Origin of the sequence: Roseateles aquatilis, from assembly GCF_002205645.1 — a bacterium.
Taxonomy (GTDB): Bacteria; Pseudomonadota; Gammaproteobacteria; order Burkholderiales; family Burkholderiaceae_C; genus Roseateles; species Roseateles aquatilis.
This window is the reverse complement of sequence record NZ_NIOF01000003.1, coordinates 202,096-226,256: the sequence shown is the minus strand read 5'-3', so window position 1 is coordinate 226,256 and position 24,161 is coordinate 202,096. Positions and strand designations below refer to the sequence as shown.

General features: G+C 67.2%; 19 protein-coding genes. 10 read left to right on the top strand and 9 right to left on the bottom strand.

Going from position 1 to position 24,161, the window contains the following annotated elements:
* Window positions 1–56: 56 nt before the first annotated feature.
* The 3 genes from CDN99_RS09285 to CDN99_RS29245 form a co-directional block, all read right to left on the bottom strand.
* On the bottom strand, window positions 57–1,133 hold the full coding sequence (locus CDN99_RS09285) for a tRNA dihydrouridine synthase (RefSeq protein WP_088384832.1): 1,077 nt from the start codon (window positions 1,131–1,133) through the stop codon (window positions 57–59).
* A gap of 250 nt (window positions 1,134–1,383) precedes the next feature.
* Window positions 1,384–1,908, bottom strand: coding sequence for a YgjP-like metallopeptidase domain-containing protein (locus tag CDN99_RS09280; RefSeq protein WP_238139439.1), 525 nt, complete (start codon window positions 1,906–1,908; stop codon window positions 1,384–1,386).
* A gap of 16 nt (window positions 1,909–1,924) precedes the next feature.
* Window positions 1,925–3,835, bottom strand: coding sequence for a M3 family metallopeptidase (locus tag CDN99_RS29245; protein WP_238139438.1), 1,911 nt, complete (start codon window positions 3,833–3,835; stop codon window positions 1,925–1,927).
* A 70-nt stretch (window positions 3,836–3,905) separates the two neighbouring features.
* Here CDN99_RS29245 and CDN99_RS09270 point away from each other — a divergent pair, with 70 nt between their 5' ends.
* Both CDN99_RS09270 and CDN99_RS29625 read left to right on the top strand, forming a co-directional pair.
* A complete protein-coding gene (locus CDN99_RS09270; RefSeq protein WP_088384831.1) occupies window positions 3,906–4,262 on the top strand; it encodes a 2Fe-2S iron-sulfur cluster-binding protein in 357 nt (118 codons plus the stop codon).
* 250 nt (window positions 4,263–4,512) lie between these two features.
* Window positions 4,513–6,060, top strand: a complete 1,548-nt coding sequence (locus tag CDN99_RS29625; RefSeq protein WP_202820245.1) for a methyl-accepting chemotaxis protein — start codon at window positions 4,513–4,515, stop codon at window positions 6,058–6,060.
* 476 nt (window positions 6,061–6,536) lie between these two features.
* On the opposite strand, the gene minE is transcribed toward CDN99_RS29625, so the two are convergent.
* The 3 genes from minE to minC all read right to left on the bottom strand — a co-directional run bounded on the left by minE (window position 6,537) and on the right by minC (window position 8,795).
* Complete coding sequence (minE, locus tag CDN99_RS09260) at window positions 6,537–6,800, bottom strand: cell division topological specificity factor MinE (RefSeq protein WP_088384829.1); 264 nt, start codon at window positions 6,798–6,800, stop codon at window positions 6,537–6,539.
* Between the two features lie 17 nt (window positions 6,801–6,817).
* Entirely contained in the window at window positions 6,818–7,630 is an 813-nt protein-coding gene (gene minD / locus CDN99_RS09255; protein ID WP_088384575.1) for a septum site-determining protein MinD, read from the bottom strand.
* A gap of 220 nt (window positions 7,631–7,850) precedes the next feature.
* Window positions 7,851–8,795 carry a septum site-determining protein MinC gene (gene minC / locus CDN99_RS09250; RefSeq protein ID WP_088384574.1) on the bottom strand — a complete coding sequence of 315 codons (945 nt, stop codon included), beginning with the start codon at window positions 8,793–8,795 and terminating at the stop codon, window positions 7,851–7,853.
* 910 nt (window positions 8,796–9,705) lie between these two features.
* On the opposite strand from minC, the gene CDN99_RS09245 reads away from it, so the two are divergent.
* From CDN99_RS09245 to CDN99_RS09230, 4 genes are all read left to right on the top strand, one after another.
* Window positions 9,706–10,755: a bile acid:sodium symporter family protein gene (locus tag CDN99_RS09245; protein WP_202820244.1), complete on the top strand. Its 1,050-nt coding sequence runs from the start codon at window positions 9,706–9,708 to the stop codon at window positions 10,753–10,755.
* 90 nt (window positions 10,756–10,845) lie between these two features.
* Window positions 10,846–12,891 (top strand): methionine--tRNA ligase, encoded by a 2,046-nt coding sequence (gene metG, locus CDN99_RS09240; protein ID WP_088384828.1) that lies wholly within the window; start codon window positions 10,846–10,848, stop codon window positions 12,889–12,891.
* 68 nt (window positions 12,892–12,959) lie between these two features.
* Window positions 12,960–13,163 (top strand): DUF3460 family protein, encoded by a 204-nt coding sequence (locus tag CDN99_RS09235; RefSeq protein ID WP_088384572.1) that lies wholly within the window; start codon window positions 12,960–12,962, stop codon window positions 13,161–13,163.
* Window positions 13,164–13,224: 61 nt separating this feature from the next.
* The gene (locus tag CDN99_RS09230; protein WP_238139467.1) at window positions 13,225–14,067 is read left to right on the top strand and encodes a segregation and condensation protein A; all 843 of its coding nucleotides are present in this window, start codon (window positions 13,225–13,227) and stop codon (window positions 14,065–14,067) included.
* A 105-nt stretch (window positions 14,068–14,172) separates the two neighbouring features.
* On the opposite strand, the gene CDN99_RS09225 is transcribed toward CDN99_RS09230, so the two are convergent.
* Entirely contained in the window at window positions 14,173–14,919 is a 747-nt protein-coding gene (locus tag CDN99_RS09225) for a response regulator (RefSeq protein WP_088384570.1), read from the bottom strand.
* A gap of 330 nt (window positions 14,920–15,249) precedes the next feature.
* Window positions 15,250–15,702, bottom strand: a complete 453-nt coding sequence (locus tag CDN99_RS09220; protein ID WP_088384569.1) for a MaoC family dehydratase — start codon at window positions 15,700–15,702, stop codon at window positions 15,250–15,252.
* Window positions 15,703–15,973: 271 nt separating this feature from the next.
* On the opposite strand from CDN99_RS09220, the gene CDN99_RS09215 reads away from it, so the two are divergent.
* From CDN99_RS09215 to CDN99_RS28630, 4 genes are all read left to right on the top strand, one after another.
* Entirely contained in the window at window positions 15,974–17,269 is a 1,296-nt protein-coding gene (locus tag CDN99_RS09215; protein ID WP_141100717.1) for a MotA/TolQ/ExbB proton channel family protein, read from the top strand.
* A gap of 13 nt (window positions 17,270–17,282) precedes the next feature.
* Complete coding sequence (locus CDN99_RS29620) at window positions 17,283–21,860, top strand: Ig-like domain-containing protein (RefSeq protein ID WP_158218796.1); 4,578 nt, start codon at window positions 17,283–17,285, stop codon at window positions 21,858–21,860.
* A 100-nt stretch (window positions 21,861–21,960) separates the two neighbouring features.
* Window positions 21,961–22,668 carry a hypothetical protein gene (locus CDN99_RS09200; RefSeq protein WP_141100715.1) on the top strand — a complete coding sequence of 236 codons (708 nt, stop codon included), beginning with the start codon at window positions 21,961–21,963 and terminating at the stop codon, window positions 22,666–22,668.
* The gene (locus CDN99_RS28630) at window positions 22,658–23,497 is read left to right on the top strand and encodes a hypothetical protein (protein WP_088384565.1); all 840 of its coding nucleotides are present in this window, start codon (window positions 22,658–22,660) and stop codon (window positions 23,495–23,497) included. The genes CDN99_RS09200 and CDN99_RS28630 overlap by 11 nt, the downstream gene beginning before the upstream one ends.
* A 28-nt stretch (window positions 23,498–23,525) precedes the next feature.
* Here CDN99_RS28630 and CDN99_RS09190 read toward each other — a convergent pair whose 3' ends face one another.
* Entirely contained in the window at window positions 23,526–24,155 is a 630-nt protein-coding gene (locus tag CDN99_RS09190; protein ID WP_088384564.1) for a ParA family protein, read from the bottom strand.
* Between the last annotated feature and the right edge of the window lie 6 nt (window positions 24,156–24,161).

Sequence of the window (24,161 nt, the reverse complement as noted above, 5' to 3'; positions counted from 1 at the left end):
GCGGCGATGAGGTCGGTGATTCATTCGGCGACTCTTGTGGCGACTCGAGGGGCGACTCACGCGGCGATCAGCGTGTCGCGGTCTTGTTGTTGATCGGTGTCGGGAGCACGAACGGCGTCGGCATCGAGGTCGTTCTCGACATCGACTTCGGTGTCGGCATCGACGCCCAGGCCCTCCGCCTCGTCGGCCGGCGGCGTCTTCGGATCCAGCGCGCGGCCGAACAGCGTCAGCGCCAGCTCGTCCGGCGCATTGATCGTGCGCACGCGCTGGTAGGTCTCCTCGGCCTCGGGATACCGGCGCCGCAGGTAATGCAGCCACTGCTTGAGCCGGCCGGCCTGATGGCGCGTCGCGACGTTGCGCCGCACCTGGGCGAAGAAGCCCGCCATCAGCGGCACCACGTCGTCCCACGGCAGCGGCGCGGCGCCCTGCCCCATCAGGTCGGCGCGCACCGCCAGCGCCAGGCCGGGGTCGGCCACCATGCCGCGGCCCAGCATCAGCGACGTGCAGCCGGATTCGGACAGGCAGCGCCGGGCGTCCTCGACGGTCCAGACCTCGCCGTTGGCGACGACGGTCATCGCGACGGCCTCGCGCACCGCGGCGATCTGGTCCCAGTAGGCCGGCGGCTTGTAGCCGTCGCGCTTGGTGCGGCCGTGCACGACCAGTTCCGACGCGCCGCCCGCCTCGATGGCGCGGGCGCAGTCGAGCATGCGCCCGCGATCCTCGTTGCCCAGCCGCATCTTGGCCGACACCGGCAGCCGCGCCGGCACCGCGCGGCGCACGGCGGCGACGATCTCGCCGACCAGCTCGGGCTCGTCGAGCAGCACGGCGCCGCCGCGATGCCGGTTCACCGTCTTGGCCGGGCAGCCGAAGTTGAGGTCGATGCCTTCGGGATGAAGCTCCGCGAGCCGCGCGGCATTCTCGGCCAGGCACTGCGGGTCGGAGCCCAGCAGTTGCGCCCGCACCGGGACGCCCGCGTGGGTGCGTCCGCCCGTCAACAGCTCCGGCACGATGCGCGTGAAGACGCGACGCGGCAGCAGGCGGTCGGTGATGCGGATGAACTCGGAGACGCAGCGGTCCACGCCGCCGACACGCGTCAGCGTGTCCCGCAGCATGTGGTCCAGCAGGCCCTCCATGGGCGCCAGCAGAATCGTCGGAGGCAAGGTGGTCAGTCCGGAAACAGGCACGGCGGGCTCGTGGCGCGCGGCCTGTGGATGGAGGCGTTCGAAAAGCCCGACAGCATAGCGGATCGTCCACATCGCCTGTGGATAAACAGGTGCACAGCCTGCGCAGGGCGCGCGCAACTCATTGATCCCAAAGGCGGTCGCTTGCCCTGCCGCAAAAAGTGGCAGCGGGCAGCGGGCGGCGGGCCGCCTGCCGGAGCGCTCAGGAGGGCACGGGCGACTTCGCCTCGCGCTTCAGGCGCTTCTCCTCGGCATCCCGGACGCTCAGCCACAGGCGGACGTCGAACTCCAGCTGCCCGTAGGCCGGCTCCATGTGATGGCACAACGCGTAGAACGCCTTGTCGTGCTCCAGCTCCTTCAGATGCGCGAGCTCATGCACGACGATCATCTTCAGGAATTCCGCCGGCGCCTCGCGGAACAGCGTCGCGACGCGGATCTCGCGACGCGTCTTGAGCCGGCTGCCCTGCACCGTCGACTGGCGCGTGTGCGTGCCCAGCGCATGCTGGATCACCTTGAGCTTGGCGTCGTAGCAGACCAGCGCGATGGGACCGGCGTTGCGCATGAAGCGCTGCTTGAGCGCCTGCGTGTAGTCGAACAGCGCCTTGTCGCTGCGGACCTCGTGCATCTCCGGATACTTGCGCGCCAGCAGCGGCGCGAGCTCGCCGTCGTCGAGCAGCCGCTGCGCCTGCGCGATCAGCGACGGCGAATAACCCTGCAGGTACTTCACGGGCGCCGCGCCCCGCTCACTGCGCGGCCGTCGCCGGCGCGGCGTAACGCGCGGCGACCCACTGCTCGAAGCGCTCGAACATCGCCTGCTCCGCCGCCGCGCTGCCGTCGCCGTTGTCCGCGAGGACCTCGTCGCCATCGACCACGCGCACATGGGCATCGAGCGGCAGGCCCTCGTCATCGCGGACACCGCGGCGCTCGGCCGCCGCCAGCGTGTCGCGCGCGGACGCCCAGGCCTGCTCGACGGTCCAGTCGCAGGCCTCGGCCAGGTAACGCGCGCTGAAACCCTCGCCGGTCAGGCGGCGTAGCGTCGCGTCGTGATCGATGCTGTTGCCCGGTCCCCAGTAATGCTCGGCCAGCGCCGGACCGATCGCCGGGTTGTCCGTCAGATAACCGTCGCGGCGCAGGAAGAAGGCCCGCGTCTGGTAGACCGCCATGTGCGCCAGCAGGTAGCCCTGGTAGGACGCGGCCGATTCCTGGTTGAGCAGATGCGGGATCGCGAGGATGGGGCGCGGCGCGTGGTCGACGCCCTGCACGCGGCGCTCGGTCGCGCGGGCCAGCGCGAGCACGGCCTCGGGCGTGAGGTCGTCGTCGGGCATCGCGTAGAGCGCGGCCTCGAAGTACGGCACGACGGCGATCGCGCGCTCGTCGAAGGCGCGCATGGGCTGGGTCGCGGCGATGCGGTCGCGGATCAGCTCGTCCGGCATGGGCGCGTCGTCGACGGTCCGCGCATACCGCTTGAGCCAGTCGGCGTCGCCGAGCAGGCTGTCGCAGAACATCGACTGCGTCTCGGCGTAAGCCATCGAGGTCGGCGCGAACTCCTGCGAGAAACAGGGCGAGTTCTGCGTCACGTTGGCGAAGTGGGCCGCGTGGCCGCCCTCGTGGAACAGCGTCATCATCGCCCGCGCGCCGCTGCCGACCTGATCGGGCTTGGCCTCGGCGGTGAAGTTGATCTCGCCCGCGTGCCACCGGCCGCGTTCGTCGAACCAGCTCGGCAGCGGACCGTGGCAGAAGCCGTTCTGGTACTTGCCGGGACGCTGCAGCAGGTCGAGCCGCATCGTCGCGCCGCGGTACTGGATGCCGAGCCGGCGGAAGCTGCGCACCCAGCGGCGCAGCGCCGGGCCGAAGGGCATGTACGGGTCGAGCCGGCGCGTCACGTCGCCGGCGCTGTGGAAGCGCAGGTTCCAGGGTTCGAGCGCGTCGGGCCCATGCGCGGCGATCAGCGCGTCGTGGCCGCGGCGCTGGGCGGCCTCGGTGCGGGCGACGAAGTCGTCGAGGATGTCGAACAGCTGCCTCGGCGTCATGCGCTCGTTCTTGCGCAGCTTCATCTCGAAGTAGTCCGGGAAGCCCAGCGCCCGCGCGAGGCGGTTGCGCAGGCGGACGATTTCCAGGAAGCCGTTGTCCAGCACCCAGCGCTCGACCGACTGCAACGCCTCGAACGAGCCGCGGCGGCGCGCCTCGTCCGGATTGGTCGACAGGTTGGTGGACAGCATCGTCAGCGTCGCGGCCTCGGTCTCGCCGCTGTCGTTGACGTGGGTCGGCGCGAAGTCCTTGCGCCTGGCGAAGAGCACGCGCTCGGCCTCGATCAGCTCGGCCATCAGGCGGCGGCCTTCGTCGTTGTCGACGATGTTGGCCTCGAACAGCGCCAGCCAGCCGCGCAGGCCGTGCGCCAGCGCGTCGCGGTCGGCGCCGGGTGGCGCGGCCTCGATGGCGGCGAGGTGCCCGCGCGTCGCGGCAAGCGTCGCCGGATCGGAGATGAAGGCCTTGTAGTCGGTCTCGGCGCGGCCGAAGGCCTCGTGATCGTCGCTGGTGGCCATGTAGGTGGCCCAGAACAGGTCCTCCTTGCGCTTGTGGACCGCGATGTAGTCGCGATTCAACTGGTCGAAGAAAGCACGGGCGGCGGTGACCGCGATAGGAGCTTCAAGCATCGGGCGAGCTTAGCGCACAGGCATCATGGCGGCCATGCAAGACAACGAGCACAACGCCGTGGACAAGGACATGCCGCAGCCAGGTGGCGGGACGCCCGGCGACGTGTTCACCGTCGAGCTGCGACCACAGGGCTGGTCCTTCGACGCGCCGGCGGACCGCACCTTGCTGCTGGCCGCGCTGGACCATGGGCTGCGCCTGGCGCATTCCTGCCGCAACGGCACCTGCCGGGCCTGCATCGCGCGGCTGGAGGCCGGCCGCATCGAGTACCGCATCGAATGGCCCGGCCTGTCCCGCGAGGAAAAGGACGAGGGCTGGATCCTGCCCTGCGTGGCCTGCGCGCGGTCCGACCTCGTGCTGCATCAACCGCAGGCGACCTCGCTTTTCGACGATCCGGCGGCGCCCGCTTCTGGTGCAAGCACACTTTGACGCGACGCGAAAACCCGACAAATGTCCTCGCCGGGATCGCTTCCGCGCCGTAGTTCACGGGCAAACCCTCATTTCGATCGATCGGTTGCCGCGCGGCGGCGGCAGCATCACGCCTTGTCCGCCCGGGAAGCGATGCAAGCCTTTCCGGACAGGGGGTGAGCCGGTCGCGGACCCGGCCAGGACATGCGCGGTCACGGGCGCCCGCCACGCGGTCGACCGGCGCGCGACGGAAGGACGAGAGGACATCGGGATGTTGAAGTTGAATCAATGGCGGCTGCGCAGCCGCGTGCTGGCGGGCTTCGCGCTGGTGATCGTGCTGATGGCGGTCGCCTCGGCGGTGGGCGTGATCCGCGTGTCGATGCTGCATCAGCGCATCGAGCGCCTGGTCGAGGTCGACATGCACGTGCTGGAGATCGCGCGGCAGTGGTCGGGCCTGACGGAGGGCAACATCCAGCGGCGCATCGTGCAACTGGTCGTCGACGACGAGAACTTCGTCAAGGCCTTCACGTCGCGCTCCAAGGAGCTGTCGGCGCGGATCGACGCGATCCAGAAGGAGCTCGACGGCAGCGTCACCGAACCCGTCGGCGCCAAGCTGATCGACGAGATCGGCGCGGCGCGCAAGAAGTACCAGGACGCGCGCGATCTGGTCATCAAGGAGAAGGCCGCGGGCAACGACATCAAGGCGCGGGCCGCGTCCGACCTGATCCCGGCGATGAACGAGTACCTCGTGGCGATCGATCGTTTCGCCGAGCACACCCGCGACCTGCTGCAGGCCGCGCGCGCCGAGGCGCAGGCGGAAGCGGAGAGCACGCGGACGCTGGTGATCGCGCTGATGGTGGTGGCGATCGTGCTGGGGGTGGGGATCGCGCTGGTGATCACGCGGTCGGTGACCGAGCCGCTGGCCCAGGCGCAATCGCTGAGCCGGGCGATCGCCGATGGCGACCTGAGCCGCCGCGCCGAGCGCGCGGCCGAGGGCGGCGACGAGGTGGCCGCGCTGCGCCGCTCGCTGCAGGAGATGCAGGCCAGGCTGGCCGCGACGATCGCTGGCGTGCGCGCCTCCGCGGACCAGGTCCGCCACGCGTCGACCGAGATCGCCACCGGCAACGCCGACCTCTCCAACCGCACCGAGCAGGCGGCCAGCAGCCTGGAGGAAACCGGCGCGGCGATGGCCCAGCTCAGCGAGGGCGTGAAGCTCAACGCCGAGGCGGCGCGCGAGGCCGACGGCCTGGCGCAGACGGCCTCGCGGGTGGCGGGCCTCGGCGGCGAGATGGTCGCGCAGGTCATCAGCACGATGAACGACATCCAGCAGTCGTCCAACAAGATCGCCGACATCATCGGCGTGATCGACGGCATCGCCTTCCAGACCAACATCCTGGCGCTGAACGCGGCGGTGGAAGCGGCCCGGGCCGGCGAGCAGGGGCGCGGTTTCGCGGTCGTCGCGAGCGAGGTGCGCTCGCTGGCGCAGCGCAGCGCCGAGGCGGCCAAGCAGATCAAGACGCTGATCTCGGCGTCGGTGGAACGCGTGGACGGCGGCTCGCGCCTGGTGGGCGAGACCGGCAGCACGATGCGCGAGGTCGTCGACAGCGTCGAACGCGTAACGCGGATCATTGGCGAGATCTCGGCCTCGAGCGCCTCGCAGTCGCTCACGCTCGGCGAGATCGGCCAGGCCGTGCGGCAACTCGATCAGATGACGCAGCAGAATGCCGCGCTGGTCGAGGAATCAGCCGCCGCCGCGGAATCCCTCAAGGATCAATCGGCGCAACTGGTGGAAACGGTGGCCAGCTTCAAGCTGGCATAACCCGAAGGAACCTCGGCACGAAACCGAGACAGTCCACGGCCGCGGACCATGACAGTCCACGGCCGCTGGCCACGGTACTCCTCGGTCGCAGACCACGGCAATCCACGGCCCCCGGGCCACGCAGCCCTCGGTCGCAAAACCTTGGCACGCCACGACGGCCGGGGACGAGAGGGAACGAGGTTCTTGCGCAGGCAAAGGCCCCGTGCCCTCGCGGCCAACGCGCCGAACACGGCAGGTGGGCGCCCCCCCCAAACCAGTCGGAGCACTCAGCCCGTCAGCGAAAGCCGGGGGCCCCGGGGCTCATAAGTCCCCAAATCGCCCCGGGGCCCCCGGCTTCCGCTGCCTCCAGTGAGGCGCACTTTCAAGTGCGCTTCCTAGCGTTTCGGCCGTTCCGGGCGTTCGGGACCTTCGAGGGGCTTCCAGACCCAAGGCCTTCGGAAACATCGGAGCCATCAGGCCCTTCGACATGGACGGGGTCAGGTCTTGCGGATCTCCGGCAATTCGATCTTGACCTCGAGCACTTCGAGATCGTCCTGCCGCTCCATGTGGACCTTGATGTCCTCCGGATTGATGGAGACGTACTTCGAGATGACCGCCAGCAGCTCGCGCTGCAGTTGCGGCAGATAGTCGGGGCTGGCGCCGCGACCGTTGCGTTCATGGGCGAGGATCAGCTGCAGGCGCTCCTTGGCGACACTGGCGGTGCTTTTCTTCTCACCCAGGAAGAAGGACATGAATCCCATGGTCACTCCCGTGGATGTCAGCGACCGAACAGACGCTTGAAGAAGCCCGGCTTCTCGGCCTCGACGAAACGCATCGGCTTGTCTTCGCCCAGGAATCGGGCAATGACGTCGGTGTACGCCTCGGCAACATCCGTGCCCTTCATGTGGATCGCCGGCAGGCCCTGGTTGGAGGCCTGCAGCACCACGTCGCTTTCCGGGATCACGCCGATCAGCGGCGTGCGCAGGATCTCGTGGATGTCCTCCAGCGACAGCATCTGCCCACCTTCGACGCGGTTCGGGTTGTAGCGCGTGATCAGCAGGTGTTCCTTGATCGGCTCCTTGCCCTCGATCGCGCGCTTGGTCTTGCTGTTGAGCATGCCCAGGATGCGATCGGAGTCCCGCACCGAGGAGACCTCGGGGTTGGTCACCACCAGCGCCTCGTCGGCGTAGTGCATGGCCATCAGCGCGCCGGTCTCGATGCCAGCCGGAGAGTCGCAGACGATGTAATCGAACTCCATCGCCTTGAGCTCTTCCAGCACGCGCTCCACGCCCTCCTGCTTCAACGCGTCCTTGTCGCGCGTCTGCGAGGCCGCCAGGATGAACAGCTTGTCCAGCTGCTTGTCCTTGATCAGCGCCTGGCCCAGCTTGACCTCGTCGTTGATGACGTTGATCAGGTCATACACGACGCGCCGCTCGCACCCCATGATCAGGTCGAGATTGCGCAGGCCGACGTCGAAGTCGATCACCGCGGTCTTGTAGCCGCGCATCGCGAGGCCGGTGGCAAAGCTGGCGCTGGTCGTGGTCTTGCCCACGCCGCCCTTGCCGGAAGTCACCACAACGATTTTGGTCATGGAGCGAGGTCCTTTCAGTGTGTCGGTCGCTGTCGTCGCAGCTCAAGCTTGATCGAGGCGACCGCGGCCATGGCGGCGGTCGTCCGGACGGCGTCGCGGGGAACGCGCCGTCCATGTCGGGGGAAAGGGGAGAAGGGAAAAACGGGAGAACTGGAAAAACGAGCGGCGGCGGCGCGACCGGCGCGCGGGCCGGCGTCGGACCGAGGGCGGGCCAGCGGCATCATGCCCCGAGCGGCTCCATCAGCAGCTTCTCACCGTCGAGCCGGACCTGCGCGGCCTTGCCGCGCACGTTGTCCGGCAGCGGGTTCTCGCTGGTGCGGTAGATGCCGGCGATGGCGATCAGCTCGGCCTCCAGCACCTGCGCGAAGATCCGCGCCTGCGTGTTGCCGCGCGCGCCGGCGATGGCCTTGCCTCGCAACGGCGCATAGACATGGATGTTGCCGTCTGCGATCACCTCGGCGCCATGGTTGACCGCCGCCAGCACGACCAGATCGGCCCCCTTGGCATAGACCTGCTGGCCCGATCGCAAGGGCTTGTCCACGTAGACGGTGCGGGACTCCGCGGGCACCGGCACTTCGACCGGACGCTCGACGACCACTTCCTTGATCACCTGCTGCACGACCTTCTGCACGCGCGGCTCGCGGGGTTCACGCGGCTCCGCGCGGACCGGCTCGTCGGGCGCCTCGGCCAGGCCGAGTTCCGCGGCCTGCGCCAGCTCGGCGGCATTCGCGCCGACCACGCCCACCGGCTGCAGGCGATGACGCCGCAGCAAGGGCAGCACCGCGGCGAGGTCGACACGGGCGGCGGGACCGGCGGCTTCCGCCAACGGCGCATTCGCCGCCTCGGCCGGCGCCTCCACGGCCTCCAGGCTCAATTGCCCTTGCGCCTGCGCCGCCGCGGCGGCATCGACGGCCTGCGCGTCGTCCGGCGCGCCGTCCACCGCCGCTGGCAGCTGGCTCAGGTCCAGCAGCAAGGGATCGTGGTGGAAAGCGTCGGGCGTGTCGCCCAGCTTGGCTGTCAGTTCCTGGTCCAGCGCCGCCGGATCGGCCGTCTTCAGGACCAGCGCGAGCAGGCTCAGCGAGGCGCTCTTCAATTCAAAAAGTTCCACGGCCTTGCCGGTCGATGCCGAACGCCCCGAGAAATTGCCCGCCGCTGCCTGGGTCATGAAGGAATGAGGATTGCTTTTGCAAAGTCGCGGATTTTAGCGGTGCGCGGAGGGCCTTCTTTTAGGGGCCTTCCTGGAATCCATCGATGATTTCGGCCACGGCGCGGTCATTGGCCGCCATGGCACTGCAACTATTTCGAGCAAGCCACCGAAATACCGGTCGTGACAAGCACTTGCAACAGCCGTGAGCAGGAGACCCACATGGTTGTCCACAACGGCGGGGGATAGCTTGCCCGGCGGACGTGCCCGGCAAGTCGCCGCCGGGTCACTTCTTCCAGCGTCAGAACCACGTTGTCAACCTAAAAATCATCGACCAGGGGCTTGACTTATCCCCATCGCGCAACACCTGGCACTCGCCGAACAACCGTGCTGCATCGCAGCTGCTCGTTTTCCCGGAACACCGCTAAGTGATTGATTCATATAGAAGGATTTCGCCTGCCCGGAAATGTGGCACGGAACTTCACAAGTCGGTCAATCAACGGTTTACAGCGCTCGCGGGCAGGTTTCCCACACAGTTATCCACAGCCTCGGTGGATAGCTTTCGGGGGTCTTTGAAATCAACGGTTTAGCGGCTCACCTTGAACCGCAGGACGAGGTCCGACAACCCGCCGAGCGGGCGGGAACGTGGCGCGGGATGACGCAGACCGGTGCTGGACCGTTACAACTCCCGGCCGGATCACGCGCGAAAGACCCATGCGGCGTGCGGATGCCGTCATGAATGCACCGCGACAGGTCACGAATCTGACATCGAGGGCGTTCAGCGTTCCTTCACGGAGCAAATCGCCGCCTGGGAAAGCCTGGGGAAAGGTCGGCAAGGAGCGATCCCGCTAGAGTCCCTGTTCGGTCAATGCCGGCGCGGCGTGACGGGCGCACGAGCCCGCGTCGCCGCCCGGAAGGAAAGGCGATGGCGATGAGCGTGCGCGCGTGGGTCCGCAAGGAATGGTTTCTGTTGGCGCTGGTCGGCGCGGTCGGCCTGGCCAGCGTGTGGCCGGACCTGGGCCGCAGCGGCGGCCTGCTGCAACTGCAAGCGGTCAGCAACTGGGGCGTGGCGCTGGTGTTCTTCCTGACCGGGTTGGGCCTGTCCGCCTCGGCGCTGCGCGACGGCGCGCTGAAGTGGCGCGTGCACCTGCTGGTGCAGCTCAGCACCTACGCGCTGTTCCCGCTGCTCTGGTGGGGCTTCACCGCGCTGTTCGGGCGCTGGCTGCCGCATGACCTGGCCCTGGGCTTCGCCTACCTGTGCGCGCTGCCGTCGACGATCTCCTCCTCGGTCGCGATGACGGTGCTGGCCAAGGGCAACGTGCCCGCGGCGATCTTCAACGCCAGCGCGTCAAGCCTGCTCGGCATCGTGCTCACCCCGCTGCTGGTCACGCTGATGGCCGGCGCCGGCGGCGCCACCCTGCCCTTCGGCGAGGCGGTCTGGAAGCTCACGCAATTGCTGCTGCTGCCGCTGGTCGCCGGCCAGTTGCTGCGGCCGTTGCTGCTGGGCTTCTATCTAAGGCACAAGTCACGGATCTCGCTGATCGACCGCTGCGTGATCATCCTGCTGGTGCTCTCCGCCTTCAGCGATTCCGTGGCCTCGGGCCTGTGGCGCGACCACGGCGCGGAGCTGCTGGTCAAGGCGGCGATCGGCGCCGCGCTGTTCCTGGCGGCCGTCATCGTGCTGAGCCGCTTCGCGTCCAGGGCGATGGGTCTGTCGGTCGAGGACGAGATCGCCGCGGTCTTCTGCGGCTCCAAGAAGACGCTGGCGTCCGGCGTGCCGATGGCCAAGCTGCTGTTCGGCGCCAATCCCGCCGTCGGCGTGATCGTGCTGCCGATCATGTTCTATCACCAGCTGCAGTTGATCCTGTGCTCGTGGCTGGCGCAGCGCTACGCGGCCCGCCTGTCGCCCGCGGCCGCACCGGCGACCGCGCCGTCCGCCGCCCCGACCGGGGCGCAGAACGCCGACGGGCGCGCCGTCTGACGCCTAGAATCGTCGGCTCCTCCGCTGGTGCCGGTCGGCATGCGCCGCATGACGACCCGCGCCGGGACCACCGCTCGCTCCGATCGCGCCATGACCCGCAAGCTTTTCGTCACCACCGCCCTGCCCTACGCCAATGCGAACTTCCACATTGGCCACATCATGGAGTACACCCAGGCCGACATCTGGGTGCGCTTCCAGCGGATGATGGGCAACGAGGTCCACTTCGTCTGCGCCGACGACGCCCATGGCGCGCCGATCATGATCGCGGCGGAGAAGGCCGGCAAGACGCCGCAGCAGTTCGTCGCCGACATCGCCTCCGGCCGCAAGCAGTACCTGGACGGCTTCCACATCAACTTCGACAACTGGCACACCACCGACGGGCAGGAGAACCACGAGCTGTCGAAGGAGATCTACCGCGCGCTGCGCGCGAACGAGCTGATCGCCGTCAAGACCATCGAGCAGTTCTTCGATCCGCAGAAGTCGATGTTCCTGCCCGACCGCTTCATCAAGGGCGAGTGCCCGAAGTGCGGTGCCAAGGACCAATACGGCGATTCGTGCGAGGTCTGCGGCGCCGTCTACGCGCCGACCGAGCTGAAGAATCCGTTCTCGGTGCTGACCGGCGCCACGCCGGTGATGAAGAGTTCGGAGCATTACTTCTTCAAGCTCTCCGATCCGCGCTGCGTCGAGTTCCTGGAGCAATGGACGCAGGAGACCGGCCGCCTGCAGTCCGAGGTGCTGAACAAGATCCGCGAGTGGTTCGCCAAGGACGAGGACGGCAACGGCGGCCTGGGGGACTGGGACATCAGCCGCGACGCGCCCTACTTCGGCATCGAGATCCCCGACGCGCCGGGCAAGTACTTCTACGTCTGGCTGGAGGCGCCGGTCGGCTACCTCGCGTCGCTGAAGAACTACTTCGGCAAGATCGGCAAGGACTTCGACGCGTTCATGAAGGACGAGTCCACCGAGCAGATCCATTTCATCGGCAAGGACATCACCTACTTCCACACGCTGTTCTGGCCGGCGATGCTGCACTTCAGCGGCCGCAAGACGCCCAACCACGTGTTCGTGCACGGCTTCCTGACCGTCAACGGCGGCGAGAAGATGAGCAAGAGCCGCGGCACGGGCCTCGACCCGATGAAGTACCTGAGCCTGGGCATGAACCCCGAGTGGCTGCGCTACTACCTGGCCGCCAAGCTCAACAGCAAGGTCGAGGACGTCGACTTCAACCCCGAGGACTTCGCCGCCCGCGTCAACTCGGACCTGGTCGGCAAGTTCATCAACATCGCCAGCCGCGCCGCGGGCTTCCTGTCCAAGCGCTTCGACGGCCAGTTGTCCGCCGACGTGGGCGTCGAGGGCCGCGCGCTGCTGGACGGTCTGCGGGCGCACAAGGCGACCGTGGTCGAGCTGTACGAGACCCGCGAGTTCGGCAAGGTGCTGCGCGAGATCATGGCACTGGCCGATCGCGTCAACGAGTTCGTGGACCAGAACAAGCCCTGGGAACTGGCCAAGCAAGAGGGCAAGGACCAGGTGCTGCAGGACGTCTGCACCGTCTGCATCGAGGCCTTCCGGCTGCTGTCGCTCTACCTGAAGCCGGTGCTGCCGGCGCTGGTGGCGAAGGTGGAGAGCTTCCTGCAGATCGCGCCGCTGAGCTTCGACGATGCCGACCGCGCCCTGGGCGCGCACCGCATCGGCGGCTATGAGCACCTGCTGCAGCGCGTCGACCCGAAGATGCTGGAAGCACTGTTCGAGCCGCCCGCGCCCCCGAAGGTCGTGCCCGGCGGCGAGGACCTCGCACCCGAGATCAAGATCGACGACTTCGCCAAGGTCGACCTGCGCATCGCCAAGATCGTGAAGGCCGAGCTCGTCGAAGGGTCCGACAAGCTGCTGCGCCTGACGCTGGACGTCGGCGAAGGCCGCCTGCGCAATGTCTTCAGCGGCATCCGCAGCGCCTATCAACCGGAACAGCTGGAAGGCAAGCTCACGGTGATGGTGGCCAACCTGGCGCCGCGCAAGATGAAGTTCGGCGTCTCGGAGGGCATGGTCCTGGCGGCCAGCCACGCCGATGAGAAGGTCAATCCCGGCATCTACGTGCTGGAGCCCTTCCCCGGCGCGCAGCCGGGCATGCGCGTGCGTTGAGCACGGGTTGTCACGAGACGACCGCCTAGAATCCCACCCAGTTTCAAGATCCCTATCAAGAGCCCGCCATGCCGCTGTTCTGGAAGCCGTACAAGTCCGAAATCACCAACTTCATCGACGAGCTGAAGGCCAAGAAGCCGACGCTGGAAGCCGAGCAGCGCGCCGGCCGCGCACTGCTGTGGGACCGCGAGCAGGACCGCTCCGCCCAGAGCGGCTACAACGCCGCGGCCGTGCCCCAGCAGCCGTACGTCTACCAGACCAAGTCCGAGTGAGCGTCTCGCGACGCCCGTTCCGGATCCGGTGAGCAAGCCCGCCGACACCTCCGACACCGCCCTGAATCTGCCGGCCCCGCCGGACGATCAGGGCGGCGGCGCTTCCACGCCTGACATCGTCGACAACGTCGCCGTGGCGCGGCTATATGGCGAGCCGCTGTTCGCGATGCCGCAGGACCTCTACATCCCGCCGGATGCGTTGGAGGTCTTCCTGGAAGCCTTCCAGGGGCCACTGGACTTGCTGCTGTACCTGATCCGCAAGCAGAACTTCAACATCCTCGACATCCCGCTGGCCGAGGTCACGCGGCAGTACCTCAGCTACGTCGAGCAAATCCGCCGCCACAACCTCGAGCTGGCGAGCGAGTACCTGCTGATGGCGGCGATGCTGATCGAGATCAAGTCGCGGATGCTGCTGCCGCCGAAGAAGTCCAACGACGGCGCCGAGCCCGAGGACCCGCGCGCCGAGCTCGTGCGGCGCCTGCTGGAGTACGAGCAGATGAAGCAGGCGGCGATGCGCCTCGATCAGTTGCCGGTGCTGGGCCGGGACTTCCTGCGGGCACAGATCCACATCGAGCAGTCGCTGGCGCCGAGGCTGCCGGACGTGCACGTCGACGACCTGCGCGCGGCCTGGGCCGATCTGATGCGGCGCGCGAAGCTGAACCAGCACCACAAGATCTCCCGCGAGCAGCTCTCGGTGCGGGAGTTCATGAGCCACCTGCTGCGCCGGCTGCAAGGGCAGCGGTTCGTGGAGTTCGAGGACCTGTTCGAGCTGGACCGCGGATCGCAAGTGCTGGTGGTGTCGTTCATCGCGATGCTCGAACTGTCGCGGGAGCGCCTGATCGAGATCACGCAGGCCGAGGCCTTCGCGCCGATCTACGTGCGGCTGGCCTACTCGCCGACCTGAAACCGGGGCCGGGGCCTCAAAGCAAAACGACCTCCGAGGAGGTCGTTTCGTCTTTCCGGAGCCGGCGGGGTGCGCGCCGGCAAGGTGGCGTCAGCGGAATGCGCGTCAGCGGAAGGTCGTGAACGCCGCGTTCGGCTGCCGCTGCACCATCTGGCCGACCGCCAGCACGGCCTGGGTCCGGGAGCTCACGCCCAGCGCCTTCAGCACGGCAGCGACATGGTCCTTGATGGTCTCGACGGACACGCCCAGCTCGCGGGCGATGATCTTGTTCGGCTTGCCCTGCAGCAGCAGCGCCAGCACGTCGGTCTGGCGCGGCGTCAGTTGCAGGTTCTCCAGGCCGACGGTGGTCTGGTAGCCGGCCTGGCTGGCCAGCGCATGGACCTGCTGCAGCTTGCTGCCGCCCGTGTGCGCGGGGCCGTCGGCCAGCGCGACCGGTTGAGGCTCCGGCGGCGCCTCCGAGCCCAGCGACATCGGCGGCACATAGATGCCCCCCGACATCACCAGCTTCAGCGCCTGGGCCAGTACGTCGTTGCCGGTGCGCTTGGGGATGAAACCCATGGCGCCCTGGTCGATCGCGCGGATGACGTCGCTGGCGCGGTCCGAGGCCGAAATGACCACGACGGGCAGTGACGGATATTGGGCGCGGAACTCTTCCAGGACGTCGAAACCGCTGGCGTCGCCCAGGTTCAGATCCAGCAGCACCAGATCGAAATCCTGTCGGGCCTTGAGCGTGTCACGCGCCTGAGCCGCGCTGTCGGCACCCAGGACCTGGACATCTTCTCCCAGACCCTGGATGACGGTCTGAAGCGCGGCCAGGATCAATGGGTGATCGTCGATCAGCAGAACCCTCACGCGGGTGTCTCCTTCGTTGGTCGAATGCCGGGCGTCGCCTCATGGGCCGCGCCGGTTCGTGGGTTTCGGTGGGGAAGGCGCGATCATAGGCGCGCCCCTCACGACCGGCACTCCCCCTTACGGTGGCATCGAACGTTCGTTCTTGTTCGATTAGCGATCTTATTGACGATTTTTCGCACGCCCGGGTATCCCCTCGTGACCGGCTTCCTTCGAGTGTTGCAATGGATAAAAGGGGTGAGGGAAATGATGGAAGTGACACTGTCGGGCGCCTGACGCCCGGAAGGCGCCCCATCGCACCATGGCGCGGATCGCACGCCGGAGCAGCCGGCGTCAGCGGAATTGCCGCGTCAGCGATTCCGCCACGCAGACCGGCTTGGTGCTGCCTTCGCGCTCGACGCTGACTTCCACCGTCATCTGCGCGCCGCCCTCGATCGCCTCGAAACGCTTGAGCGTGAAGCGGCCGCGCAGGCGGCTGCCGACCGGCACCGGCGCCGGGAAGCGCACGCGATCGAGGCCGTAGTTCAGGCCCATGCGCACCTCGGCGACCCGGAAGCCGGTCTCGTAGAAGCGTGGCAGCAGGCTCAAGGTCAGGAAGCCGTGCGCGATCGGCGTGCCGAAGGGACCGGCCGCGGCGCGCGCCGGGTCGGTGTGTATCCATTGCTGATCTTCCGTCGCGTCGGCGAAGGCCTGGATGCGGGACTGGTCCACCTCGATCCAGTCGGACACACCGATCTCCCGCCCCACCAGGGCGCTCAACTCTTCCAGTCGTTCAAACACATGCATGGGCAAATTCCTCGGCTGAAGACCGAAAAGATGGTGCCGCATCGCCGCGCACTCCAGTGTCGCGAACTCGTCATCCCCGTCCCATGTCATTCGCCCACATGTGGCAAGCCATTCAACGGCAAGCGACGGGTTTCCTGCGTCTGGCAAATGTTTAGTTGATGCCCACAAAAGGCCAAATAAAGAAGCATCACCAGCATCTATCAGCCATTCACGGTTCGAGGCTTGTTTTTGAGAATCACCCGTCTCGAACTTCCACCCCATCAACACACCTATGAAGACACGACATCAACTCGAAATGGTCAGTGACTGGACTCAAGTGGCATGGCCCGTCACGTTGACCGTCGGCGGCGGCGCGTTGCTCTTCGCAAATGCGATCGTCGATTCCATACGATCGACACCCCATCCCTCCCTGGTTTACATCATCTTCGGCGCGCTCGCGATCGCCGTGCTGTCGACGTGGCGAGTCCTTCTGCAGTTGCATCGCGAGGAACAGATCGCACGGCGCTGGAACACGCTGGAGCCCACTCGATTCGCCAACGAATTGCTCCGCGTGCATCGTGGATCCTCGTTCCGCGACGCTTATGCGCTGTTGACGGAACAGAGTCACGGCCTCGTCGGCAAGGACCGCCGCGAACTTGAGCGACGTTTGAACGCCGCCGAGCGCGCCTACAGCGAACGGCTTTCCTTTCCCGGCTTCATTGCCGGCGGTCTGGTCGGCCTAGGTTTGGTCGGCACCTTCATTGGCCTGCTCGGGGCGCTGAACGAGTTGGCGCAATTGTTCTCCGGCATGACCGGCGGCGCGGGCACGGACCCCATCGCCATGCTGGGCGGCATGATGTCCAAGCTCCAAGCGCCCATGAAGAGCATGGGGACCGCGTTCATTGCCTCGCTTTATGGCTTGTTGGGGTCGCTGGTGCTGGGCAGCACGCTGGTGGCCATCAACAAGATTCGGCATCGCGTGACGGCCAACGTCCACGACGTTCTGCTCAACGCCCTCGACCGCGCGATCACTGCCGCCGACACCGTGCCGACGCTGCCGCGCCTGCCCGAAGAATCCGAGGCGGAACATGCGCGCTGGACCGCCGTTCTGGGCGCGCTGCAACGCCTGCATGATCAGCATCAGGCAGGCGTCATTTCTGCTCAGGCGCCAATCGCCCGTGTTGAACAGGCCATCGATCGCCTGCATGACTGTCTCGCCTCGCCGTCCGCCACGGCATCGCCGGACCGCACGCCACTTTGGCTGGACCTGTGGTCGCAGCTTCAAGAACAGTTGGGGGTGATGCGCGCACACGAGGAGTCGTCCTCCCGCGCCATCCTCCACGCGCTGCAGGCGCAGCAGCAGTCCATGCAACGCCTTGTCGAACTGACTTCCAGCGCCCGGGAGCACGACCAGGCGATCGCAGGCGAGCGGGATCTCCGCGACGCGTCTCTCCATCAGTCGTTGCAGGACTGCCGTCTCGCATTCGAAGACATCTCTGGCCGACTCCGCGGCATTCTGCTTTTCCTCGAAGCGCCCACTCGCCAGGAGGCCTCGCCTCTGCAGGTGACCGGTATGACCTCCCGCTGAAAGCGACTTCATCATGACTACTCCCTCCACTGACACCGCCGCGGCGCCGACCGGCAAACGCACCAATGTGACCAAGGTCTCCGCCTCGCTCTCCAAGGTTCGCAACATCCGGGTGGTTGACACCGACCTGGTCATCACGCTCGAGTCAGGCGACACCACCGTGGTGCCGGATGGCGCCATTCGCTCCATGACGGATCCGGACTACGCCTTGCAGTTCGACGATACCGAGGTCTCGGGCGGCAGCATGCTGCGGCAGGCCGGTCGCATGGAGATCGGCGATCTCTCCACTGTCTCTGTCGCCACGCCGCCGACGAAGGATGGCGCGCTCTGGCAGAACGGTAGCGCCTCGAACTCCACGGATGGCACGGGCAAGTCCCATGACTCGCTCGATGTTGGTTCGAACGCCTCGTCGCCGACCGCCCGGACCTGGATCGAGAAATCCGGCCCGTTGGCCACCCTACTGGGTGGATTGGGTGGCGTGGTGGGAGCGGCCCTCAGCGCTGCTGGCGGCAAGTCGGCCCCTCAGGTCTCGCCACCGCCAGTGGCGCAGGACAAATCCCCCGATCCGACGCCACAGCCGTCCCCCGATCCCACGCCTACTCCTACTCCTACTCCTACTCCTACTCCCTTCGCTGTGTCCGGCACCGTGACGGGGGGGCCCGCCGTGGCGGGCAATGACCTGTGGGTGGAGGTTCACGACAGCAACGGAAAACTGCTTGGCGCTTCTGCGGTGGACGCCAGCGGCCGATACCAAGTCACCGGGCTGAGCGGCGATTGGCGAGGTGCGATCCTCGTCACGGTGACCAGCGCTGGCAGCGCGGGGGACTTTCGTGACGAGCATTCCGGCGGGGTCGTTCAATTGCAAGGCGAATGGCGCGCTGTTGCCGCGCGCAACGACGAGGCGCAGTTGAAAGTCAACGTGACGCCGCTCACCGAGTTGGCCGCGCGCCTTCTCGGCGTCACGAATGAGACCGCCCCCGGCGATGCACCGCAAGTCGAGAAGACCAACACGGCACTGGCCAAGCTGCTGCAACTCGGCGAGGTCGACCTGACCAAGCAGAGCCCTCACACGGTGCTGGATCAGAACGGCGCAAGCGCGGATGCCAACAACTACGGCCGCCTGCTGGCCCTGCTGTCCAGTCTCTCCGCCAACAGCGGCGGCGACGACGCCGCGCTGCAGCAGTTGAACGCGCTCATCGACACGACGGAAACCAACTTCCAATGGAAGGCCGCGCCTGCCGGCGTGCAGTCGCTCGATGATGCCATCGTCAAGGCATTCAATGCCATGCCAACCAGCCAGCGCACCGGCGATGTCCTCGCGCTGGCACACAGCGCATTCGGCCTCGTCGATGCCGCCGCAGCGCCGCACGTCACCACGGCATCCATCGTTGGCATCGACGCCCTGGGCATGGACAAGACCACCCCCCTGAGCCCTGGAGACAAGGTGCGCGTCGTGCTGACGGCCGACGCGGCGCTGTATGTCCTGGGCAATGCCGCGGTATCACTGCATCTTGGCGAGAAAACTGTGGATGCGACCTTTGCAGGGATGCAGGCAGACGGACGACTCTGGTTCGAATACACGGTCGGGAACGGAGACTTCGTCAAGGCCGGGGATCTCTCCGTGGCAGGCATGAAGGACCAAGCCGGCACCGGCCTCGCGAACACTTCTGGCCTCGTGCCGACCTCGGACTGGCCGGCCGTTGATGGTCAGCCGCCGGCGGTCGGCACCGAGGTGAGCGCCGTCGATTGGTCACTGTCCCCAGGAGAGGACACTGGCCGGGATGCGGCGGATGGCATCACTCGGATGTCGACCTTGCACATCAACGTCACGGGCAAGGCGGGCAACACGGTCCATGTCTTCGAGGACCGCAATGGCAATGGCCGTGTCGATGACGGCGAAGTGATCGGGTCCGCGCCAGTGATCGCGGGTACCGATGCCACGCCCGTCACGGTGACGCTGACCTCCGGAAAGCACGCGCTCGGCGCATTCCAGACCGACGGCACGGGACTCTCCGGCCCGGCCTCCCAGACAAGGTCCATCATCGTCGATACGGAGGCTCCGGCCTCGCCACGGGTTCGGCTGGATGGAACCAGTTCGGTCGCCAACGACGGCACGTCGGTCACCTCGGACAGTGCGCCGACATTCCGCGTGACGGCGGAGACAGACAGCAAGGTCACGCTCTTCATCGATGTCGACCGTGACGGCACATTCAACGACGGAGACCGGGTGCTGGCCGACTTCGTGCAGACCTCCGATCAACAGTCCGTCCGTTCCACCCTGACGCTCAGCGACGGCAGCTACGCCATCGGCGCGGTGTCCACCGATGCCGCTGGCAATCAGGTGGTATTGGCGCCGCGAACTTTCATCGTCGCCTCCCAATCGCTGCCGGCGCCTTCGCTGCAGATGCTGCCGGCCGACGACACCGGCGACAGCGCCTCCGATGGGCTGACCAATCGATCGTCTATTCGACTGCAGGTGATGGGCCAGACCGATGCGCGGGTGGTCGTGTTCGACGATGCAAACCAGAACGGCGTCGAGGATCAGGGTGAACGATTGACCGCGAGCACGCTGCAGAACGGCACCACGACGCAGGAGTTCATGGTGACGCTGTCGGAAGCAGCGCATCACCTGCGGGCCTACCAGACCGACGCGCTTGGCCGCACGAGCGGCCTGTCGGCGGAGCTACCTGTCACGGTCGACCGGACGGCCCCTGCCGCGCCCACCCTTGAACTCACCACGGACACCGACACCGGCACCGCCGGCGACAACATCACATCGGTCCATGACCTCACGTTGCAGGTCCGGGGCGAATCCGGTGCGCGATACACGCTGTACAACGACGCCAACCGCAACGGCGTGATGGATGCCGACGAGTGGCGGACCTCCGGCGTGCTGACCGGGGACGCCACCCTCGTGCCAGTCAACGTACCCGCCGCCCAGGCGCGGTTCGTGGTCTCCAGCCAGGACCCCGCGGGCAATGTCGGCGCGTCGAACGCGATCGACGTCCAGATCATTGACGGTCTTCCGCCCACCGTGTCGCCGCAGTTGCTGCAACTCGACGCACGGCGCCTGAACGATGGGAACGCCACCGACGGCGTCCTGTTCAACGGCGCAGGGTCCGGCGAACAGCTTGGCGCGGCTCACTTCGGCATCGGTGAAAGTGCGCACCCCGACCTGGTGCGGATCACCCTCGGCCACACCACCAACATGACAGTGTTCCGGGACGATCAGGCGCTGGCCCTTTCGGATTCGTTTTCCCTGCGCGAGGTTCTCGACGGCCACATCACCGTTCGCTACAGCCAGGACGACGCGTCGCTGAGAGCCAGTGGCACGTTTGCCAACGTGGACTTCACGATCGGCTGCCCCAGCGCGACCGCGGACACCGAGACTCGTCACCTTGATCTCGCCATGCGGCACAGCGTCGGCGCGGTGATCTTTGCCGATGGGTCCGGGGACGGTGGCGCGACCGTTCCGCTCAGCAGGGCAGTTGCCGGGTCCGGCGGCGCGGGCGGCGGAGGCAATGACCAGGTGCTTGGCACGTCCGCGAGTGATCTGATCTTCGGCGACGGCTCGGGCGGCGGCAGCGGTTCGTGGGGCGGCGGTGGCGGTGGCGCCGGCGGCGCGGGCGGCGGCGGCGGCAATGACATCATCCAATCGGGTGATGGCGACGACGTGATCTTCGGGGACGGCTTCACGGGCGACATCGGCGGAGGTACAGGAGGTACAGGAGGCGCAGGCGGATATGGCGGCGGCGGCGGCGGCGGCGGCAATGCGATGTACAGCGCCGCCCCCGGGATCGGCGGGGTCGGTGGTGGCAACGGCGGCGCCCCCCCCGCTGCCGGAGGTGCCACCTCGCTCGGAGCCAGCAAATCAGGCTGGAAGGGCCCTTATTCGAGCGGTCGGACGTCTGGCGGCGGCGGCGCGGGCGTAGGCAATGGCGACGCGTACAGCGGCGAGTTCGATGGTGGCGCCAACGCATCGCTGAACCACTTCGACAACACCGGTAGCGCGAAAACAGCCATCGATGCCGCGCGCGCCGCATTCCTTGACGGCCCGGGTGGCTCCAACGCGGAGAACCGCATGTTCACGCAGCGCATGGGCTCCGGGAACGACTGGATCGACGGTGGCGCCGGCAACGACTGCATCATGGGCGGCGGAGGCAACGATACGATCATTGGAGGCACCGGCAACGACGTGATGTACGGCCGCGGAGGCGCGGCGCCCGACGCGACCGTCGAGGACAACGACACCTTCGTCTGGCATCGCCACGACGCGGGGCCGAATGGAGCGATCGACATCATCCGTGACTTCGGCACAAGCGATGGCAACCGGGACCGTCTCGATATCTTGGGCCTGCTGGAAGGCCGCACCGGACCGTCCGACGACCTGTCTCGATGGATCCACATCGCCAACAACGTCGAGGCCCCGGCGAGCCTCCCCGGCGCCGACGCCAAAGCCATCGGCACCATGATCGTCATCGATATCGACGGCAGCGGCCCCGGTCACGTCACGCAACAGATCTTCCTGGTCGGCGTCACGCTACCGACCAACGATGTGAACGCGCTGATCGTGCAGGGCATCATCATCTGATCTGGCGCCGGGCGCCCGCACCGGCGCCTCCTTCCTCAAGCTTGGGCTCGACTGCGATATCGCGGGCGAGCCCCGCCTCATTCCTCTCCCCCACCTCCCCATGCAAGCCTCTTCATCGGCCCCGAATGTCTGGCCCGGATATGTGGGCGCCACAGCCGCGTTGGCGATCACGCTACTGCTTCTGACCGGATTCATGGGCGCCAACCTCTTCGTCATGGGACCGCGCGCGGCGGAAGTTCTCGCGGCCGCTGCGACCTTGGCTGAAGAAGTGAACACCGCAAACAAGCTCGCGAGTTCCTCGAACGGCGCCGAAATCGCTAGCAAGACCAATACCAAGGCGCCCATGGTCAAGCCAACGGACACCGCGGGCGAGAGCACGACGCGGGACGCGAGCAAGGCGCCTTCGGACGCCGAGCGAGGCGCGACGGGCGCGTCGAAGGCTGACGGGCGCATCGTTCTCGAGTTCGAGCACGATGCTTACGCCCTCGATGGGCCCGTCCGCGATGCACTTCGCGCCGCGCTGGTCGCTCATTCCGGACGAGCCCTGTCCGTCACGGCCCAGGTGCGCGCCGACAGCCCTGCGTCATCGAAGCGAGCCGCCTTCATCCGTGTCATGGCTGTCCGCAACGCACTGCTCGATCTGGGTTTCGCCGCGGACGGGATCCGTCCCTCCGTGCAACCGGCCGACTCGACAGCGCCGACTGTCGGTCCCAGGGACGCCGGCATCGTCGTGATCAAACTCGAACCGCGCGCGCCCTCCCCCATCCTGTCGGCTTCTCTTCAGAAGGAGACTGCTCATGCAGACTAACGCCAACAGCGCGCCAGACTTCTGGCCCGGCTACGTGGACGCGCTGATCAACGTGGTGCTGAACCTGCTGTTCGTCGTGTCGATCTTCGCCATCGCCATCGCCACCACCGGCTTCACCATCAACAAGTACGCCCGCACGGCAAATGAAAACGCCGCGGCGGCCGCTAGTGGCACTGGCACTGGCACTGGCGCTGGCGCTGGCGCTGGCGCTGGCACTGGCACTGGCGCTGGCACTGCGACGGGCTCGGGCACCCAGATCGTGACCACGAAACAGGCGGCAACCGCCGGGGAGCGAGCGACAGCCTCTACGCCCACCTCGACAAAACATCCCTCTCAGCTGGCATCCGAGGCGGCGCCTGCCGATCCCGGCGGTGTCGCGGAACGATCCGGAAACGAGGCCGGCTTCTCGCCGTCGCAACTGCTGAATGTGCGCCTGATCGTCCATGCCGCTGCGGGCGCGACGGTCGCGCCAGCGGTGACTATCGCCCCAGTGACGACTGGTACGAGCCCCGGGTTCAAGGTCACGTACACACGAGGCGCGGTCGCTCTCGATGCCGACGCGAAGCAGGCACTGCAGGCGCTGGCGACGTCGACGCTCGCCGACAGGCAACTGACGGTGTGGGCCGCGACTGATCTGCGTCAGTCCGGCGCGCGGCAGACAGTCACGCAGCGCGTGATGACATTGCGCGACGAGCTGTCGAATGCCGGCATCGACTCAGCGCGCATCGACGTCCGGGTGACGGGCGGCGGTATCTGGCCCGAAGCCAGCTCGGGGGTGGTCTGGCTGACCACTTCGGAGGCGTCGACGAGGACGGCCTCGACCCGTTGACTCCCGGGGCGACAGGCGGGCCCGACGCTCAAGCGGTCTTCGCCTCCAGCCAGGCGCTCAGCGTTTGCCATTGCTCCAGATCGCGGGCCACGCGGCCCGGGGCGATGTCCCACAGCGTCAGGCCGCGCGCGGCCAGTTGCACGTAGTTCTGGGTATCGCGCAGCTCGGCCAGCAAGGGCAGGCCGAGCTGATCGATGAACTGATGCAGCTGCTGCTGCGACAGCGTCCCGTCGCGCACCCGCATCGCCACCAGTCCGATCTCGGGTCCGCGACGATCCTTCAGCTCGTCTCGCAGCGCGCGAACGAAGTCATAGGTCGCCTGGATGTCAAACAGGCTCGGCTGCAGCGGCACGACGATGCGATCCGCGACCTTCAGCGCCTGCGACAGCTTCTTGCCGTGCAGCCCCGCCGGCGTGTCCAGCACCGCGTGCGACACGCCCTTGGGCGTGCGCAACTGTTCGGTCGACTCCAGCGCCCAGCCGCGCACGACCGGCAGCGTGGCCGGCCGCTGCGCCAGCCAGCGGGCCGAGGATTGCTGGCGATCGATGTCGCCCAGCATCACGGCATGGCCGCGATGCGCCAGGAAGCCCGCGATGTTGCTCGCGAGCGTGCTCTTGCCCGCCCCGCCCTTGGGGTTGGCGATCAGGATCACCGGCATGGCCTC